This is a genomic window from Methylobacterium sp. E-066 (assembly GCF_022829635.1).
Taxonomy (GTDB): domain Bacteria; phylum Pseudomonadota; class Alphaproteobacteria; order Rhizobiales; family Beijerinckiaceae; genus Methylobacterium.
Genome location: NZ_JAKSYO010000024.1, coordinates 1 through 17744, shown reverse-complemented (window position 1 = coordinate 17744; position 17744 = coordinate 1). Strand labels below are relative to the sequence as shown.

Here is a 17744-nt window from a genome sequence, read left to right as displayed (position 1 = left end):
CCGCGCCGTGCGCGGCGCGGGAGCATCGATCTTCATTCCACTGTCATCACGTTCGGGTGACAAGTCTTCGCCGGGTTCGCGGCGAAGATGGTTTAAGTCTTCCGCCCCGCATCCGGCTTGCTAAGGTCGCGCACGACAGCGACGCCATCGACCGGACATGCCCGTGCGCCAAGCCTTCAGTCCCGCGGCTGCCCCGCCGGTCGCCCTGCCTGCCGCGTCGGTGGCGCGAAAGCCCGGCGCCGTCCGGCACGGGCCCGGCCCGGCGCTGATGCTGGGGGCGCTCGGCGTCGTCTACGGCGATATCGGCACCAGCCCGCTCTACGCCTTCAAGGAGGCCGTGAAGGCGGCCGCCTCCGGGGGCGCCGCGGTCCCGGCGGCGGCGCTCGGGGCGGTGTCGCTGATCCTGTGGTCGCTGATCCTGATCGTGTCGCTGAAATACGCGGTGCTGATCCTGCGGGCCGACAACCGGGGAGAGGGCGGCATCGTCGCGATGCTGGCGCTGCTCGGCGCCCGCCAGGCGCAGCCGGGGACCTGGAAGGCCGTGCTGCTGGTGGTCGGCTTGGTCGGTGCGGCCCTGCTCTACGGCGACGGCGCGATCACCCCGGCCATCTCGGTGCTCTCGGCCATCGAGGGCTTGAAGGTCGACGCGCCGGTGCTGACGCCGTTCGTGGTGCCGCTGACCCTGGCGATCCTGGTCGCGCTGTTTGCCATCCAGCACAAGGGCGTCGCGGTAATCGGACGGGTGTTCGGCCCGGTGATGCTGGTCTGGTTCGTCGTGCTCGTTCTGCTGGCGATCCCGAGCATCCTGCGGGCGCCGGAAATCCTGGGGGCGGCCAATCCGTGGCGGGCGGTGGAGTTTCTGGCCCATGCCGGTTGGCATGTGAGCTTCATGATGCTGGGCGCGGCCTTCCTGGCGGTGACCGGCGGCGAGGCGATGTATGCCGATCTCGGCCATTTCGGCGCCCCGGCAATCCGCTTCGCCTGGTTCGGCCTCGTGCTGCCGGCGCTGCTGATCCATTATTGCGGCCAGGGTGCCCTGCTGATCGCCGACCCGAGCGCGATCGAGAACCCGTTCTACCTGCTGGCCCCCGAATGGGCGCATTACCCGCTGGTGGCGCTCGCGACCATGGCCACCGTCATCGCCTCGCAGGCGGTGATCTCGGGCGTGTATTCGCTGACGCAGCAATCGATCCAGCTCGGCTTCATGCCGATGATGCGGGTGGTCCATACCGATCAGGACGAGCGCGGCCAGATCTACGTGCCGGCGGTGAACTGGCTGCTCGCCGCCGGGACCCTCACCGCCGTGGTGGTGTTCGGCTCCTCCGACGCGCTGGCTGGGGCCTACGGGATCGCAGTCTCGGCGCTGATGGGCATCACCACGCTGCTCGCCGCCCTGATCGCGCTGCGGTGGGGCTACAACCCGATCCTGGTCTTCGCGGTCAACGGCTTCTTCCTCGCCATCGACAGCGTGTTCTTCGCGGCCAACAGCGTGAAGCTGTTCGAGGGCGGCTGGTTTCCCCTGGTGCTGGCCGCGGCGGTCGCCTTCCTGATGCTGACCTGGATGAAGGGCAACCACGTCCTCGAGGCGGTGCGCGAGACCATGCGCCAGCCTGAGGCGACCTTTCTGGCCCGCCTCGCCTCGCATCCGCCGGTGACGCTGCCCGGCACCGCGGCCTTCCTCACCGCCGCCACCGAGGGCATTCCGATGGCCCTGGGCCGGCTGGTCGAGCGCAGCCGGTGCCTGCACGAGCGCATCCTGCTGATCACCGTGATCTACGAAGAGGCGCCGGTGATCCCCGCCGAAGAGCGGGCGCAGGTCACCCTGGTCGCCCAGGGCATCCGCAAGGCGATCTCGAAATACACCCCCGGCATGGAGCGCGTCGTCCTGCGCTACGGCTTCATGCAGACCGCCTCGATCCCCGAGGGGCTGCATTGCGCGGTCAAGAGCGGCCTGCTGCCGCCGGAATACCTGGAGGATCTGACCTTCTTCGTCGGCCACGAGGTGGTCATCCCGTCGAAGAAGCCCGGCATGGCCCTGTGGCGCCAGGGCCTGTTCGCTTTCATGAAGCGCAACGCCGAGCGCACCGGCGCCCATTTCTGCCTGCCGACCCGGCAGATCGTCGAGGTCGGGACCGAGATCGAGATCTGAGCCTGATACGCCCCATCGATCCCGCAGCCGCATTGAAAATCGCCGGCCAAGCCGACATATCGGCCCCGCATTTTCCCCTACGCGGAGGCATTCCCTGTGAGCGAGACGATTGAGCGGCACGAGTTCGGGGCGGAGGTGGGTCGGCTCCTCGATCTCGTCGTGCACGCGCTCTATTCCGACCGCGAGATCTTCCTGCGCGAACTCGTCGCCAACGCCGCCGACGCCCTGGACCGGCGCCGGTTCGAGGCCCTGACCTCGGCGGCGAGCGCCCTGCCGCCGGACGCCAAGGTCCGGATCGTGCCCGACAAGGAGGCACGCACCCTGACCATCTCGGATGCCGGTATCGGCATGACCAAGGAGGATCTGGCGTCCAACCTCGGCACCATCGCCCGGTCCGGCACGCGGGCCTTCTCGCAGACGCTGGATTCGGCCAAGGCCGAGGACCGCCCGAGCCTGATCGGCCAGTTCGGCGTCGGCTTCTACTCGGCCTTCATGGTCGCCGACCGGGTGACCGTCACGTCGCGCCGCGCCGGCAGCGAAGAGGCCTGGACCTGGGCCTCCGAAGGGCAGGGCAGCTACACCCTGGAGCCCGCGACCCGCGCTGAGCCCGGCACCGACATCGTGCTGCACCTCAAGGAGGATGCGGACGAGTATCTGGAGCCCTACCGCCTCGATCACCTCGTGCGGAAATGGGCCGACTTCATCACCGTGCCGATCGCCATCGCCCGCGATGGCAAGGACGAATCGGCCAACCAGGGCACCGCGCTGTGGCGCAAGCCCAAATCCGAGGTGACGGAGGAGCAGTACGAGGCGTTCTACCACGCCATCGGCATGAACTTCGATAAGCCCTGGGCGACGCTGCACTGGCGGGCCGAAGGCCAGCTCGAGTTCTCCGCGCTGCTGTTCGTGCCCGGCGCGAAGCCGTTCCAGGCGCTGGAGAACGACCGGCAGAGCAAGGTCCGCCTGCACGTCCGGCGGATGTTCATCACCGACGAGGCCGAACTGCTGCCGCCGTGGCTGCGCTTCGTTCAGGGTGTGGTCGACACCGAGGACCTGCCCCTCAACGTCTCCCGCGAGATGCTGCAATCGACGCCGGCGCTGGCCCGGATCCGTCGCGCGGTCACCGGCCGCGTCGTCTCCGAGCTGACCACCCGGGCCAAGGATGCCGAGAGCTACCAGACCTTCTGGGAAAACTTCGGCGCGGTGCTCAAGGAGGGCATTTACGAGGATTTCGAGCGCCGCGGCGAGGTCGCGCCCCTGTTGCGCTTCCGCTCCTCGGCGGTGGAGGGCTGGACCTCGCTGCCCGACTATGTGTCGCGCATGAAGGACGGTCAGGACGCGATCTACTACCTCGTCGCCGACGATGCCGAGGCGTTGAAATCCTCGCCGCAGCTCGAAGGCTTCAAGGCCAGGGGCCTGGAGGTGCTGCTGCTCTCCGACCACGTCGACGCCTTCTGGCCCGACCAGCTCGGCACCTTCGAGGAGAAGCCGCTCAAGTCGATCACCAAGGGCGGCCTCGACCTGTCGAAATTCGCCCCCGCGGGTGAGCAGCCGGAGGCGCCACAGGGCATCGACGCCTTCGTGGCCGCCGTGAAGGCGGCCCTCGGTGCCGAAGTCTCCGACGTGCGCACCACCGATCGGCTGGTCGATTCGGCCGTGGTGCTCTCGGCGGGCACGGCCGGGCCCGACCTGCAGATGCAGCGCCTGATGCGCCGCGCCGGTCGCGCCGGTGCCGCCCAGCCGGTGCTGGAGATCAACCCGCGCCACCCGCTGATCCGGGCGCTCGCCGCCGCGCCCGAATCGGAGATCTCGAAGGAGGCCGGCACGCTGCTCGACCTCGCCCGCATCCAGGACGGCGACAGCCCTCGCGACCCGGCCGGCTTCGCCCGCACGATCGCGGCGGCCCTGGCGGCGGCCCGGGGCGCCTGACGCGAGCGATTCGCTCTCAAGGATCGAAGCCGGGCCCAACACGCGCCCCCGGCTTCGACCGGAAAGGTGGTTGCGATCCGCTCAGCCCGGCTCTTCGCGGGCACGTTGCTGCAACAGGCGGATGTGTGTTCACGCACATGCGCGTCGAAAGTTTCCGAGTTCGGTTGATCATTCGGAAACGGGCGAGCCATAACTTCGCCACTGGTCGGGGCCATCCCCCGGTCGGAGGCGCGGGCGCGGTGGGGGCCGCAGGCGTCTAAGCCGATCCCTCTCGTGCGCGCGGCCTGCGCGCCTCACGGACGCTGCATGAACCCGGTCGAGGCTTCAGCCGGCAACGGACAGGCGGTCGCGGCGGCGCGCACGCGGGCTCACGCCCGGGCGTACCGCCACAGCGGCCGCGTGCGCACCATGCGCCGCCTCATCCCGGTGGCAGCCGGCGGCGCGGTGGCGCTGCTGCTCGCCTATCTGTTCAATCCCTTCGCCGCGAGCCTGCCCGGCGTCTCGGTCGGCCCGGTGACGGTGGCCGGCTCCAAGGTCCGCATGGAGAGCCCCCGACTCGCGGGCTTCCGCCAGGGCAACCGCGGCTACGAGGTGACGGCCGACGCCGCCCTGCAGGACGTGCGCAAGCCGAGCCTGATCGAGCTGGAGCGGATGCGGGGCCACCTCGCCACCGACGACCAGGGTGGCATGGCCCGGCTCTCGGCCGCGTCCGGCCTGTTCGACACCGCTCGCGAGGCGCTCGACTTGAAGGACGACATCCGGATCTGGACCGACAAGGGCGAGGAGGCGCGCCTGCGCTCGGCGGCCGTGGGCTTCAAGACCGGCTCCGTAAGCTCTCAGGAGCCGGTCACCGTCTCGACCCCGCGTGCCACCGTCAACGCCAACGCCCTCGACGTGGTCGAGAACGGCAAGCGGATCTCGTTCGTCGGCAACGTCCACGTGGTGATCGTGAACGACGACCAAGCCGACAAGGCGCCCCCGCACATCCTGACATCGAACGCCGAGCCCGCGGAAGGCAGCCGATGAGCGCCGCCAGGATGGTTTGCGCCGCTGTCGTGGCGTGCTTCGCGCTGGCCGGCCCGGCTCTCGCCGAGAAGCCGGCCAAGAAGGATTCGCCCTTCGGCAATATCGGTGGCGGCGGCAAGGAGCCGATCAAGATCGACGCCGACCGGCTCGACGTGTTCGACCGCGAGAACCGGGCGGTGTTCGTTGGCAACGTCGTGGCCGTGCAGGGTGAGAGTACGATCCGCTGCTCGACCATGACCGTCTATTACAAGCGCGGCAAAGACTCTTCCGAGAAGGCCGAAGCGAAAGCCGCGGATGCCGCCGCCGAGGCCCCGGCTCCGAAAAACCCGGCCGAGAACGGCATCCATAAGGTCGATTGCGCCGGCCCGGTCACGGTGGTCCAGAAGGACCAAGTCGCCACCGGAGACCACGCGGTGTTCGACCAGGATGCCAAGCGCATCGTACTCACCGGCAACGTCGTGCTAAGCCAGTGCCAGAACGTCACCCGCGGCCAGCGGCTGGTCTACGACATGGGCACCGGCCGGGCGAACATGGATCCGGTGGCGGGCGGGCGCGTCTCGGCCCTGTTCGTGCCCGGCGACAAGGGCGATGCCAAGGATGGCAAGCCGAAGGGCTGCACGCAGCCGCCGGTCAAGCCGCGGGCGCAGGTCAATTGAGCGGCGCGGTCGCGTTCCGGGCGGAGCCGCAGGATGCGGCGCGCCGCCCGACGCTCCTCGGCCGCCTGTTCGGACGGCGCGCGAGCCCGCCCGTCGCCGATGCGGATGAGATCGCCGCGTCGGAAGACGGCGGCCCCGGCATCCTCAGCGTGCGCGGCCTGCGCAAGAGCTACGGCGCCCGCACCGTCGTGCACGAGGCCGGGCTGACGGTCCGCACCGGCGAGGCGGTGGGGCTGCTCGGGCCCAACGGCGCCGGCAAGACCACGATCTTCTACATGATCACCGGGCTGGTGGTGGCCGATCGCGGCCACATCACCCTGGACGGCCTGCCGATCACCCACCTGCCCATGTACCAGCGGGCGCGTCTCGGCATCGGCTACCTGCCGCAGGAAGCCTCGATCTTCCGTGGCCTGACCGTTGAAGACAATATCCGCGCGGTGCTCGAAGTGGCCGAGCCCGATCGCAAGGAGCGGGCGCGCAAGCTCGATGCGCTGCTCGAAGAGTTCGACATCGCGCGCCTGCGCAAGGCGCCCTCGATCGCCCTGTCCGGCGGCGAGCGGCGGCGCTGCGAGATCGCCCGGGCGCTTGCCTCCTCGCCGACCTTCATGCTGCTCGACGAGCCCTTCGCCGGCATCGACCCGATCGCGGTGGGCGACATCCAGGATCTGGTGAAGCACCTCAAGCAGCGCGGCATCGGCGTGCTGATCACCGACCACAACGTGCGCGAGACCCTGGGCCTGATCGACCGCGCCTACATCGCCCATTCCGGCCGCATCCTCACCGAGGGCACCCCGGAGGAGATCGTGGCCAACCCGGATGCCCGGCGGCTGTATCTCGGCGAGGATTTCAGGCTCTGACAGTCAACTGGGCGCGCGGGCGGCGGCGCGCCAGCGCCAGAAGTGCGACCGTGGCCGTCGCCATGCCGGTGGCCGCGAGCAGGAGGACGGCATGGCCGCCGAACCGGCTCAGCACGGCCGCGAAGGTCGGCGGCGACAGGGCCGAGGCCAGGTTGAGCGGCAGCGCGATCCGCGACGCCGACCGGGCGTACGTCGCCCGGTCGAAGAAGACGAGCGGGATCGTCACCCGCGCCACCGCCAGGGCGCCGCTGCCGAGGCCGTAGAGCAGGATGAACGCGCCGGCCGCAGACGGGCCGCCATCGCCCGCGGCGAGCAGCGCCAGCGCCGTCAGGACGGCAAGCGCCGCGAACAAGCCGGTCGTCAGCCCGTCCCAGCGGCCGCCGCCAAGGAAATCCATCGCCCGGGCGCCGATCTGGATCACGCCGAGGGCGGATCCGTAGCCGATCGCCTCCGACCGGCTCAAGCCTTCGACGATCAGCAATTCGACCAGGACGGCGCTGAGACCGAAGCCGACGAAAGCGATGAGCGCGGTGCCGGCGGCAATCAAGGCGAGTGGGCCGGTGCGTGGGGGCGGCTCGGCCGGAATGGCGTTCTGCGAGCGCCGAGCCGCGGGCGCCGTCGCCCGGCGCGGAACGCCGTAAAGATACAGCGGCACGCAGACGAGCCACATCGCAACGGCATAGACGCCGCATGTGCCCCGCCATCCGAAAAAGTCGCTCAGGAACGCCGTCGTCGGCCAGAACAGGCTGCTGGACAGGCCGGTCATAAGCATCATCGCCCCGATCGCCCGGCCGGCGGACCGGCCAACGATCTCGGTCAGCAGGATGTACGGTGCCGTCGTCAGCGTGGCGCTCCCGGCCGCGCCCAGGATCACCCAGCCGACGAGATAGGCGCCGTAGCCCTGCGCGACCGCCAGGAGGGCGAAGCCCGGACCCGCCACCAGGCTCCCGGCGATCATCACCCGCCGGGCGCCGTACCGCTCGAACGCCTGGGCCAGGAACGGGGCGCACAGGCCCATCACGCCGTAATGCACCGAATTGCCGGCAAACACCGCGGCGATGTCCACCCCGAGGTCGGCCGCGATCCGCGTGCCGACGATGGACGTCAGGCTGACGCTGCCCCAGCCGACGATCTGGGCTATGGCGACAACGATCAGGACGCGGATGGGCATGCGATCCGGGCGCATGGGTGACGGATTTTCTCTGGGAGCCGCGTGCGGCCAAGCCTGAGAGAGAACACTGGACTCGGCGACAAGGGAATGTCGCTGGCTTGAGCGACGGTGGTCCACCCGGTGTCGGCAGGATCACCTTGCGATGCCGTATCGACGCGACAGAATGCAGATGTGAGCACTGTCCGAATCAGGTGGAGCGATCATGTTCTCGGGCGCATGCGATTGCGCGAGATCGAACCGGCCTGGGTCGAGCGAACGATACGGAATCCCGAGGTTGTCGAGCCCGATCCTCTTCGACCCGGTCGCGTTCGAGTCTTCGCTTCCGTGCCGGAGCGCGACGAACGGGTGATGCGCGTGGTATATGAGCCATTGGAGGGCGACGAGATCGTTGTCGTCACGGCTCTCCTTGATCGGGGCCACACCCGCAAGAGGAGACAGACCCGATGAAATCCGAATACGATCCTACGGTCGATGCCCTCTACATCCGTCTCGCCGACGCGCGGGTCATCGAGAGCGAGGAGCTTCGCCCGGGCTTCATTGTCGACCTAGACGCCGAAGGGCGGATCGTCGGTGTCGAAATCCTGGACGCCAGCAAGCATGTCGCTCCCGGGGGCGAACTGGATCGCCTTCGGGCGGCATGATCCAGAGCCGGTCCGACGCCGCTCCCGGTAGGAGCGATGGAAGACCACAGTCCAGCAGGCGTTGAACGCCCCGCCTCACGCCTTCCAGTTCTTCAGCGCCGCGAACGGGCTGTCCGCCTCCGGGGGCTTATCCGGGTTCAGCACCGGCTCGACCTGGGCGATCGCGTCCGTCATCGAGAAGGCCGAGCCGCTCTGGAGCCGGCCGCCGGCGGCGTCGCGGTGACCGCCGCCGCGGAACAGGCGGGCGCCGTCGAGGGCCGTGCCGTCGTTGGAGCGGAACGACAGCGTGCCCATCCGCTGCACGTTGACGACGCGCTTGGCCCGGCCCGCATCCATGATCAGGTCGGAGACCCGCTGGAACGTGCCCGAATCGAGGGCGAAGGACAGGAGCGTGCCGTCCTTGAGCGGCCGGAACAGGGCGTCGGAGCGGGCGAGCGCCCGGGCGAGGCGCATGCGCGTGGTCAGCGCCCGGTCGTCGTCGGGCGCGTCGTGCAGGAGGGTGTCGGTCACGTCTGAGCGGAACGACAGGGCGCGCCGCTCCAGATCGGCCGGGCTCGCGCCCTCCCGCAGCGCGACGGCGGCGGCCAGCAGCAGGCCGGCCATGAAGGTCTCGTGCCAGGGATGACCGACCGGCACGAAGCTCGACACGCTCTCCCAGAACAGCTCGTCGAGCGCCATGCCCCCCGGGAAGGCCGGGCTGTCCTTGCGCCAGAGGTCCACCGCGTCGATCGCCGCCAGCAGGGCGGTCAGGTCGGTCGCGGGCTCGTGGGTGGCGAACAGGGCCCGGTGATCGAAGGTCATCCGGGTGGCGCAGACGTTCTCGTCGATCAGCAGGGTGCAGTCCGGATCGCCGAGGTCGATCCGGCTCAGGCCGGGCCGCTCGGGATCGGCCACGGGCTCAAGTCCCTGGCGGCGCAGCTGGTCCAGCGAGGAGGCGTGGTGGTCGAGGACCACGAGCCGGTGCTTGCGGCCGTCCTCGCGGCGGCGGTTCATGGCCGCGAACTTCTTCAGGCCCGCGATGGTCTGCTCCTCCAGGCCGAGATCGGTCATGAGCAGGATCTCGCTCTCGCCCGCCCGGGCCAGGCGCTTGGTCTCGTCCTCGAAGACCGGACCGACATCGCTGTAGCGCGGGACGTGGACGACGCGCTCGACCGCCGCGCAGGCGGCGGCGACCGTGGCGGCGCCGTAGCCGTCGAGGTCGTGGTGGGTGATCTGGATCAGGCGCACGCGGGGCAGTCTCGGTCGGTGGCGGGTCCGGCTGGTCTACGACGCCCGGACCCGCGACGCGAGGGGGCGATCTGTTAGCCGGCAGCTTCCCCTCGAGAGCATTCGGTGCAGAATGCCGGCGGGATGCCGTGAGTCGCAGACGAGCGGTCGGACCCGGACGCACCGTGAAGAGTGCGCGTCAGTCCAAAAAAGGGGGGGAAGCCATGGCTCCGGTCGCATCGCCGCGCGTGAAGCGCATCCAGACGATCTCGCTCATCCTGCTGGTCACGGCCGGGGTGGTGAACTACGTCGACCGCGCCACCCTGGCGGTGGCCAACCCGCTGATCCGGCAGGATCTCGGCCTGTCGATCCCCGATATGGGCCTGCTGCTCTCGGCGTTCCTGTGGGCCTACGCCTTCGCGCAGCTGCCGGCCGGGGCGCTCGCCGACCGGCTGGGCCCGCGCCTGACGCTCACCCTCGGCTTAAGCTGCTGGTCGCTCGGCCAGATGCTCGGCGGGGCCGTGACCTCGTTCTGGCAGTTCGTCGGCGCGCGCATCGTGCTCGGCCTCGGCGAGGCGCCGCATTTCCCGACCTGCGCCCGGGTCTCGCGCGACTGGTTCAACATCCGCGAGCGCGGGACCGCCACCGGGATCTGGAACTGCGCGTCCTCGCTCGGCACCTTCCTGGCCCTGCCGCTGCTCACCTTCCTGATGGTGAGCTTCGGCTGGCGGGCGATGTTCATCATCATGGGCGCGGCCGGGCTGGTGCTCGCCGGGATCGTCTACCTGGTGTTCCGCAACCCGCCCGAGATCGACCTCACCCCGGCCGAGCGCGCCTTCCTGGAGGAGGGCGATGCGCCGAACACCGACCGGCGCGTCACCTGGAGCTCGTGGAAGCGGCTGTTCCGCTACCGGACCAGCTGGGGCATGATCATGGGGTATTTCGGCTGCATCTACATGACCTGGCTCTACACCGCCTGGCTGCCGAGCTACCTCGAGATCGAGCGGCACTTCACCCTGCAGAAGACCGGCATCATCGGGGCGATCCCCTTCGCGTTCGGGGTGCTGGGCGGTGTGCTGGGCGGCCGGATCGTCGACATCCTGGTCCGGCGCGGGATCGACCCGATCCGGAGCCGCAAGATCCCGATGGTGCTGGGTCTGCTCGCCACCGCGGCCTGCACGGTGGTGGCCGCGCTGACGCCGAGCGATACGCTCGCCATGGTGTGCATCTCGGCGTCGCTGTTCCTGGTCTATGTCAGCTCGTCGGCGGCCTGGGCGATGGCCTCCGTGGCGGCGCCGGCCAACGCCACCGCCTCCCTCGGCGCCATGCAGAATTTCGGCGGCTATATCGGCGGCGCCCTGGCCCCGACGGTGACCGGCTTCATCGTCGGCGGGACGGGCCATTTCTCCATGGCGTTCATCACCGGCGCGGTGATCGCGGTGGTGGCGGCGCTCGGATACTGGGTGCTGATCCAGGACCCGATCGCCGCGGAGGCACCTGCCGAACCCTTCGCCCCGGGCCTCACCGCCGCCGAGTGATCGGAGGTCAGCCGCGCAGATGCGGCACCGGTGCGTGAAGATCGCGCGCTGGCGTCCGAGCCGGGAAATTCCGGCGCATCAGGTCGACGAAGGTCGCCGCCGGTCCGTCCCAGTCGTGGCGGGCGGCGTGCGCCCGGGCCGCGCTTGCATCGAAGGGCAGGCGGCCGTCGATGGCCGCGCGCATCAGCTCGGCCAGCCGCTCGACCCGGTCCGGGGCGTCGGGGTCGAAATAGCTCGCGGCACTGCCCCCCGCCTCCGGAATTGCCGTGAGGCTGGAGGCGATCACCGGCGTGCCGCGCGCCAGGCTATCGAGCACCGGGATGCCCCAGCCCTCGCCGCGGCTCGGGAAGACCAGGGCGGCGGCCCGTCCGTACAGATCCGACAAGCCGTTATCGTCGATGCCGGCGATATGCACCGCGTCCGGGGTCCGGGTCAGGCGGTCGAGGGTCTCGGGCCGCTCGCCATCGCCCTTGCCGACCACGATCAGGCGGGCCGCGCCCGCGGGCAGACGCGCGAAGGCGTCGAGCACGAGGCCGAGATTCTTGCGTGGCTCCAGGCGGCCGACCATCAGCAGGTACGGGCGCCCGTCCGCCAGCGGGCTGCGCTCGGCCGACGTCCGGGGCGGGGTCGAGCCGCAGCGCACCTCGGCGATGCGGTCGCGCTCGATGCCGTAGACCTTGGCGATGGAATCGCGGCTGTAATCGGAGATGGTCAGGACCAGCTTGGCGCGCCGGGCCGAGAGCCGGGTGAGCAGGCGGTTTCGCCACCGCATCCGCCACGAGAAGAATTCCGGGTGAGTCTCGAACAGGATGTCGTGGACCACCACCACCTGCCGGTCGCCCGGCACCAGCGGCGGGGCGATGTAGGTGGTGAGCAGGGTGTCGAGCCGGTCGCGGAACACCAGCCACGGCCAGATCGCCAGCAGGCGCACGCTCGCTGGCACCCGCGGCAGCCGCTGGTGCTCGATATTGGGGCCCGAGACGATCCGGGCGCAGGCCTCCGGGTCGCCGGAATAGACCACGTAGGTCGCGTCCGGATGGCGGGCGGCGGCGCGCCCGATGATGTTCACGAGCCAGGTCCGGCTGCCCTGCGGCTTGCCGGTGAGCACGTGCGCGTCGATGCCGATGCGAAGCATGGTTACGGGCTCCTGTAGGCGCCGAAGGTCGGGGCCTCGCCGGGGGCGTAGGCACGGCCGGCGAGGTCGCGGGTCGCGCCGAGCGGGATGCCGGCGCGGGCGGGGGGCTTGGTCAGCGCGAGGCCGTCCGCGAACGCGGCCGCGCGGTCGCGGAAGGCGGGTGTGCCGGCGAGGTCGGGGCCTTGGCCGTTCAGCGGCAGGCTCGCCCCGTCGCTGGTGGCCGTGGCGGCCCAGCGATAGAGCGGGGCGCCGATGCTGCTGCCGATGAAGTTCGGCCCGATCGCGTTGCCGTTGTCGGCGGTGGTCGCCTCGGCCGCGATGGCGGCGATGCCCGGCCGTGTGGCGAAGGCGATGTTGTTGAGCACCCGATTGCCCGCGGTGCGGTCGACGCGCTTCGTGTAGTCGGAGGCCAGCACGATCTCGCCGCGGTAGACGTGCTTCCCGCCGGAATCGCGCATGTTGCCGGTGACGGTGTTGTTCACCACCGTATTGGAGCCGGCGTCGAACAGGTTGATGCCGGCGCCGTCATTGTCGGTGGCGACGTTGAACGCGACGGTATTGCCATCGCACCATTGGTCGATCTGGATGCCGTTGCCGTCCTGGCCGGTGGTTTCCTTTTGGCCGGTGACGATGTTGTACCGGATGGTGTTGCGGTCGCCCGCGTCCTGGGCGGCGTCCTTGGCGTAGACGTGGATGCCGGAGGTGCCCGACATCCCGACGCCGTTGCCCGAGACCCGGTTGCCCTCGACCACGTAGCCGGAGCCGTTGATCTCCATGCCGTGGATGCCGTTGCCGGTCACGGTGTTGGCCAGAATGTAGCTCGGGTCCTCGGGCGGCACGTTGATGACGTCGACGGCGACGCCGTGGGTCTTGTTGTCGGACAGCGTGTTGCCGGTGATGCGGTGGCCGGCTCCGGCGCCGTCGCCGATCCAGATGCCGAGGCCGGATTTCGCCACGGTCGAGCCCGAGACCGTCACGTGGTGCGAGCCCCGGCGGATGATGAAGCCGGAATTGACCGCGCCCTGGACGGTCAGGCCGGTGACCGTGACGTAGGCGGCATTCTCGAACACCACCGAGTTCGACAGGACCGGCTTGGTGCCGGCGACCGCTGCCACGGTGACCGGCGCCTCGGCGCTGCCGCGGGACCCGATCAGAGCCACGGTGTCGTAGCTGCCGCCGCGGATCAGCACGCTGGAGCCGGGGCCGAGGCTCGCGAACGGCACGTCGGCGAGCCGCGCCACCGTGCGGTAGTTCTCCATCGTGCCGCCGGCGGGATCGACCAGGATGTTCTGCTGCGACTGCGCATCGGCCGCGCCGCAGGCGGCGAGCGCCGGCAGGAGCAGGGCTACAAGGCTGTGTCGGGTGTACCGCATCACGCCGCCAGCGCCCGGGCGATGGCGAGGCGCTTCTGGCGCTGGAACAGCCGGCGCCAGATCGTGCGGCCGGCTTCCGGGCTGACCCGCGTCAGGGCCCGTGCCGCCATCTGCCAGCCGGGCAGCAGGGCCGTCGGCATCGCTAGGTCGGCGACCCGGTGGCGTGGGAAGGCGGCCAGCGGCGGCGGCCCGACGAGGCCGAGCCGGGTGAGGTCGGCCGCGAGGTCGGGGCGCTTGCGGTACCACAGCACCAGGGCCGCGCCCTCGCGCTCGGCGATGCGCAGATACGCCGCCTCGTCGAGGAGGTGGTGGTGATAGGCCAGGGCCTCCGGGGCGTAGAACAGGTGCATGCCGCGCCGGGCCAGCCGCTCGCCGAGCTCGATATCCTCGTGCCAGGTCAGCCGCGGATCGAACCCGCCGGCCTCCTCCAGCAGGCGCCGGTCGACGCTGACGTTGCAGGTCAAAAAGGCGTCCCAGCCGACTTCCACGCGGCCTTCGAGCGCGTCGTAGGAGGCGTCGTGGTGCAGGGCCGAGAACGGCGAGAACGGCAGCGCCGGATCGATGGTCATGCGCCCGAGGATCGCGGTTTCGCGCCCGCCCCGCCTCGCATGGGCGGCGAGATGCGCCGCGACGAGGCCGGGGGCCGGGATCGTGTCATCGTTGACGATCAGCAGCCGCTCGCCCCGGGCCGCCGCGATGGCGTGGTTGCGGGCGGCGTTGGCTCCGGCATTCTCCTGGCGCAGATGCACCACCGGAACGCCGCCCGCAGCGACCGCCCGGCTGATTACCGTTCCGGTCGCGTCCGTGGAGCCGTCGTCGCAGACCACGATCTCGAACGGCATGTCGGTCGCCTGCCGGTCGAAGGCCCGCAGGCACAGGCGCAGCGTTTCGGCGCGGTTGTAGGTCGGGATGATGACCGAGAGCACGGGGACGTCGCTCATGACGAAGCTTCCGGGATCGAGAGGGGGAGGGGGAGGGGATCGGCGGGGGCGCGGCGGCGCAGGCACAGCCAGGCGGCCACCAGGGCGGAGAGGCCGGCAGCGACCGGCACCGTCACCGGCGCGAGTGCCGCGGGGCCTGCGACCCATACGAGGGCGGTGACGAGGCCGGGGCCGAGCACGGTCGGCGCGTCGGCGAGGGCGAGCGGCGTCCCCGCTTCCCGCCAGAAGGCGTGGGCGACCACGGCAAGCATGGCGACCTCGGCGAGAAGGGCGGCCCAGGCGGCGCCGAGCAGCGGATTCCAGGGGATCAGCACCACGCAGGCTGCGAGGTTCGTAGCGCAGGCGGCGGCGCTGCCGCGCACCGCGAAGCCGGTCCGGCCGAGGGGCACGAGGCCGGCGAACAGCACCGTGGCGGCGATCAGCAGGGCGCTCATCGCGGCGGCGATGCGCAGCACCGGCGCGGCGGCGGAAAAGTCCGGGCCGAAGACCAGGCGGACCAGGGGCTCGGCGACGGCGCAGGCCGCCACGGTCCCGGCCCCCGAGGCTGCCAGGATCAGGGTCAGCGCCGGGCGCACGCTGGCGCGGAGGCGATCGGTGCCGGCGCGCGGGCGGCCGGGATCGAGGGTCCCGACCGCCCGGCCGAAGACCGGCACCAGCGGCGCACACAGGGTGATCGCCACCGCGGCGCCGAGCTCGAAGAACCGGAAGCCGGCGGTGAACTGGCCGAGCTCGGCCGCCCCGGCCAGAGCCGCCAGCATGATCAGGCTGATGCGGCCGTTGAGCGAGCCCAGCGCGTTCGAGACCCCGACCCCGGCTGCGGCCCGGATTGTCGTCCAGCCATGCGACAGGGAGGCGGGGCGCAGGGGCACGAGCCTGGCGGCCAGGATCAAGCCGACCAAGCCGTAGACGATGCCGGAGGCCACCGCGACGACGCTCAGTGCGGCTTCGGGCATCCGCAACCAGAGCGCGAGCGCCGTGCCGCCGACCAGGGTCGCGGCATTGGCCAGGGATGGCCAGACCGACCAGCCGGGCCGGCCGCAGACCTGGAACAGGGAATCGAGGAAACGCGCGGCCGCGAGCGGCATCAGCACGGCCGCGAGCGCCAGCGCGGGCCGGATCTCGACGGGCAGCAGCGGCAGCGCGCAGAGCAGGGCCACCCCGGTGACGAGGCCGAGGATCAGCCGGGCCGAGATCATGCGGCCGAACTCGACGGCGCGCATCTCCGGCGCACCGGCGCCGAGACGCGATCCGAAGGTGAGCGTGGTGCCGAAATCGGCCGCGATCAGCGCCACCGCCAGCACGGCGAGCGCGAGACCGTAGCGGCCGAGCGCCTCCGGGCCGACACCATGTCCGACCATCACGAAGGCGGCGAAGCCCGCGGCCAAGTAGACGCCGCGCCCGGCGGCCTGACCGAGCAGGTTGGCGCCGTATCGCAGGCCGCCGGGGCGGCCGCGTCCACGCAATCGGTTTACCAAGCGAACCATCTCTCGGTGAAGCCTTACTGAAAACCACGACCTACGATTGCATCGTGGCAGGGTGCGTATGGCTTGCAACCGTATCTTCAATTTATGGTTGCAGAGATGAAGCGTCTGAGGAAACCGGAGGACTGCGTATGTCCGAGCGCGCCGAAGCCGACGCCGCCCGAGGGATCCCCCTCGCGGCCCCATCGGAATCCGCCGCGGGGCGGCGACCACGCTGGCCGCAGGTGCGCGCCGCGCTCGCGGCCGACCGGGCGCATTGGGACCGCCGGGGCCAGGGGCCGGCGGCCCTGCGCCGCGGCTATCATGCCGTCTGGCTCTATCGGCTCTCACGCTACAGCCACGAGCGCGGCTGGCGAATGGCGGCGTGGCTGCTGTGGCTGGTCAACGGCTGGTGGACCGGCGCCGACATCCCGCCGTCGAGCCGTATCGCCGGGGGACTGTTCCTGCCCTATCCCTACGGCGCCGTAATCGCCGGGGCCGTCGGGCGCGACGCGGCCTTCGGCGTCCAGGCCTCGATCGGCGGCCTGCTGAAGGAGCCCGACCAGGATATCGGCGGCGGCCCCGGCCTCCCGGTGCTCGGCGACGGCGTGGTGCTGGAGGCCGGCGCGATCGTCCTCGGCGCCGTGTATATCGGGGACCGGGCCCGGCTCGGTCCGCGCACGATCATCCTCAAGGACGTGCAGGCGGGCGAGGCTGTGATGCCCCAGCCGTGGCGCGCACTGCCCGGCCGCGGAGCTGCGGCATGACCGGCTCCGTCACGACCCCCGAACCGGGCGGCCTCGCGGAGCTGCGGCGGCTGCTGTCGGCGGACTTCGCCCGGGTCCTGCGCCAGACGACCGGCGGCAAGCCGACCTCCCGGCTGCGCCGCCTGATGCACCTGACCCTGCCGGCGATGCAGGTCGCGATCTTTCACCGGACCGCCCATCTGCTGCATGGAAGCGGATGGCGCCGTTGCGCCGCCCTGGTCTCGGACGTGTCGCTGCGGCTGACCGGCGCGAGCCTGCATCCAGGCTCGCCGATCGGGGCCGGCTTGTTCGTGCCGCACCCGGCGCGGGTGGTGTTCTGCGGCAGCGCCGGGATCGATCTGATCCTGCTGCCCGGGACCCTGGTGGGACCGCGGGACTGGGTGTTTCCCGGGCAACCGTTCCCCGCGGACGCACCGCGTCTCGGCGACGGCGCGGTGGTCGGTGCTCACGCCGCCGTTCAGGGTGCCGTCACGGTAGGCGCCGGGGCGACGATCGGGATCGGCGTCTGCACCCTGCGGGACGTGCCGGCCGGCACCGTGACGATGCTGGCCCAGCGGCAGATCCGAACGCCCGAGGCGAGCCCCTTCGATGCTCGTGTATCGGCGCCGGACGAGCGCGACGGCCGGGTACCCGCGCCTCTCCCTCCCCCCTCTGTGGGGGAGGGTGGCTCCCGAAGGGGGGCGGGAGAGGGGAGCGACGGTGCAGGACAAAGCTCCGAGCCACACGCCCGCTCTGCCTCGTCCGGAAGCCGGGTTTCCCTCTCCAGACCCCTGCCGACGCAGGGCCCTCCATCCCCAACAGACTATCGGATTCACACAATCCCGGATGTGGCGCGGGTCCCCTCTCCCGTGCGGGAGAGGGACAGGGTGAGGGATGCGACGTCTTCGGAAAAAAC

General features: G+C 70.7%; 16 protein-coding genes. 10 read left to right on the top strand and 6 right to left on the bottom strand.

Features of this window, described 5'->3' with window-relative positions:
• The first annotated feature begins 268 nt into the window (after positions 1 to 268).
• From MKL20_RS01535 to lptB, 5 genes are all read left to right on the top strand, one after another.
• A complete protein-coding gene (locus MKL20_RS01535) occupies positions 269 to 2149 on the top strand; it encodes a potassium transporter Kup (protein WP_244035213.1) in 1881 nt (626 codons plus the stop codon).
• 96 nt (positions 2150 to 2245) lie between these two features.
• Positions 2246 to 4078: a molecular chaperone HtpG gene (htpG, locus tag MKL20_RS01530; protein WP_244035197.1), complete on the top strand. Its 1833-nt coding sequence runs from the start codon at positions 2246 to 2248 to the stop codon at positions 4076 to 4078.
• 306 nt (positions 4079 to 4384) lie between these two features.
• Entirely contained in the window at positions 4385 to 5104 is a 720-nt protein-coding gene (gene lptC / locus MKL20_RS01525) for an LPS export ABC transporter periplasmic protein LptC (RefSeq protein ID WP_244035196.1), read from the top strand.
• Complete coding sequence (locus MKL20_RS01520; protein WP_244035195.1) at positions 5101 to 5760, top strand: LptA/OstA family protein; 660 nt, start codon at positions 5101 to 5103, stop codon at positions 5758 to 5760. The genes lptC and MKL20_RS01520 overlap by 4 nt, the downstream gene beginning before the upstream one ends.
• The gene (gene lptB, locus MKL20_RS01515; protein ID WP_244035194.1) at positions 5757 to 6617 is read left to right on the top strand and encodes an LPS export ABC transporter ATP-binding protein; all 861 of its coding nucleotides are present in this window, start codon (positions 5757 to 5759) and stop codon (positions 6615 to 6617) included. The genes MKL20_RS01520 and lptB overlap by 4 nt, the downstream gene beginning before the upstream one ends.
• Here the strand turns inward: lptB and MKL20_RS01510 are convergent.
• Entirely contained in the window at positions 6607 to 7788 is a 1182-nt protein-coding gene (locus MKL20_RS01510; RefSeq protein WP_244035193.1) for an MFS transporter, read from the bottom strand. The genes lptB and MKL20_RS01510 overlap by 11 nt on opposite strands.
• A 108-nt stretch (positions 7789 to 7896) precedes the next feature.
• On the opposite strand from MKL20_RS01510, the gene MKL20_RS01505 reads away from it, so the two are divergent.
• The gene (locus MKL20_RS01505) at positions 7897 to 8235 is read left to right on the top strand and encodes a DUF4258 domain-containing protein (RefSeq protein WP_313902700.1); all 339 of its coding nucleotides are present in this window, start codon (positions 7897 to 7899) and stop codon (positions 8233 to 8235) included.
• Positions 8232 to 8429 carry a DUF2283 domain-containing protein gene (locus tag MKL20_RS01500; RefSeq protein ID WP_244017582.1) on the top strand — a complete coding sequence of 66 codons (198 nt, stop codon included), beginning with the start codon at positions 8232 to 8234 and terminating at the stop codon, positions 8427 to 8429. Before MKL20_RS01505 ends, MKL20_RS01500 begins: the two co-directional genes overlap by 4 nt.
• A gap of 75 nt (positions 8430 to 8504) precedes the next feature.
• Here the strand turns inward: MKL20_RS01500 and MKL20_RS01495 are convergent, their stop codons facing one another.
• Complete coding sequence (locus tag MKL20_RS01495; RefSeq protein ID WP_244035191.1) at positions 8505 to 9656, bottom strand: dimethylmenaquinone methyltransferase; 1152 nt, start codon at positions 9654 to 9656, stop codon at positions 8505 to 8507.
• 203 nt (positions 9657 to 9859) lie between these two features.
• Here MKL20_RS01495 and MKL20_RS01490 point away from each other — a divergent pair, with 203 nt between their 5' ends.
• Positions 9860 to 11173 carry an MFS transporter gene (locus MKL20_RS01490; RefSeq protein ID WP_244035190.1) on the top strand — a complete coding sequence of 438 codons (1314 nt, stop codon included), beginning with the start codon at positions 9860 to 9862 and terminating at the stop codon, positions 11171 to 11173.
• A gap of 7 nt (positions 11174 to 11180) precedes the next feature.
• On the opposite strand, the gene MKL20_RS01485 is transcribed toward MKL20_RS01490, so the two are convergent.
• The 4 genes from MKL20_RS01485 to MKL20_RS01470 are packed head-to-tail and all read right to left on the bottom strand — an operon-like array spanning position 11181 to position 16106.
• A complete protein-coding gene (locus tag MKL20_RS01485; protein WP_244035189.1) occupies positions 11181 to 12308 on the bottom strand; it encodes a glycosyltransferase family 4 protein in 1128 nt (375 codons plus the stop codon).
• Positions 12309 to 12310: 2 nt separating this feature from the next.
• Positions 12311 to 13681: a right-handed parallel beta-helix repeat-containing protein gene (locus MKL20_RS01480; protein ID WP_244035188.1), complete on the bottom strand. Its 1371-nt coding sequence runs from the start codon at positions 13679 to 13681 to the stop codon at positions 12311 to 12313.
• Positions 13681 to 14622, bottom strand: coding sequence for a glycosyltransferase family 2 protein (locus MKL20_RS01475; protein WP_244035187.1), 942 nt, complete (start codon positions 14620 to 14622; stop codon positions 13681 to 13683). Before MKL20_RS01475 ends, MKL20_RS01480 begins: the two co-directional genes overlap by 1 nt.
• Positions 14619 to 16106: a lipopolysaccharide biosynthesis protein gene (locus MKL20_RS01470; protein WP_244035186.1), complete on the bottom strand. Its 1488-nt coding sequence runs from the start codon at positions 16104 to 16106 to the stop codon at positions 14619 to 14621. Before MKL20_RS01470 ends, MKL20_RS01475 begins: the two co-directional genes overlap by 4 nt.
• A gap of 128 nt (positions 16107 to 16234) precedes the next feature.
• Between MKL20_RS01470 and MKL20_RS01465 the strand changes: the two genes are divergently transcribed.
• Together MKL20_RS01465 and MKL20_RS01460 are read left to right on the top strand one after the other, a co-directional pair.
• Positions 16235 to 16849 carry a serine acetyltransferase gene (locus tag MKL20_RS01465; protein WP_244035185.1) on the top strand — a complete coding sequence of 205 codons (615 nt, stop codon included), beginning with the start codon at positions 16235 to 16237 and terminating at the stop codon, positions 16847 to 16849.
• On the top strand, positions 16846 to 17744 hold an 899-nt coding region (locus tag MKL20_RS01460; RefSeq protein ID WP_244035184.1), incomplete at its 3' end, for a serine O-acetyltransferase. The genes MKL20_RS01465 and MKL20_RS01460, both read left to right, overlap by 4 nt.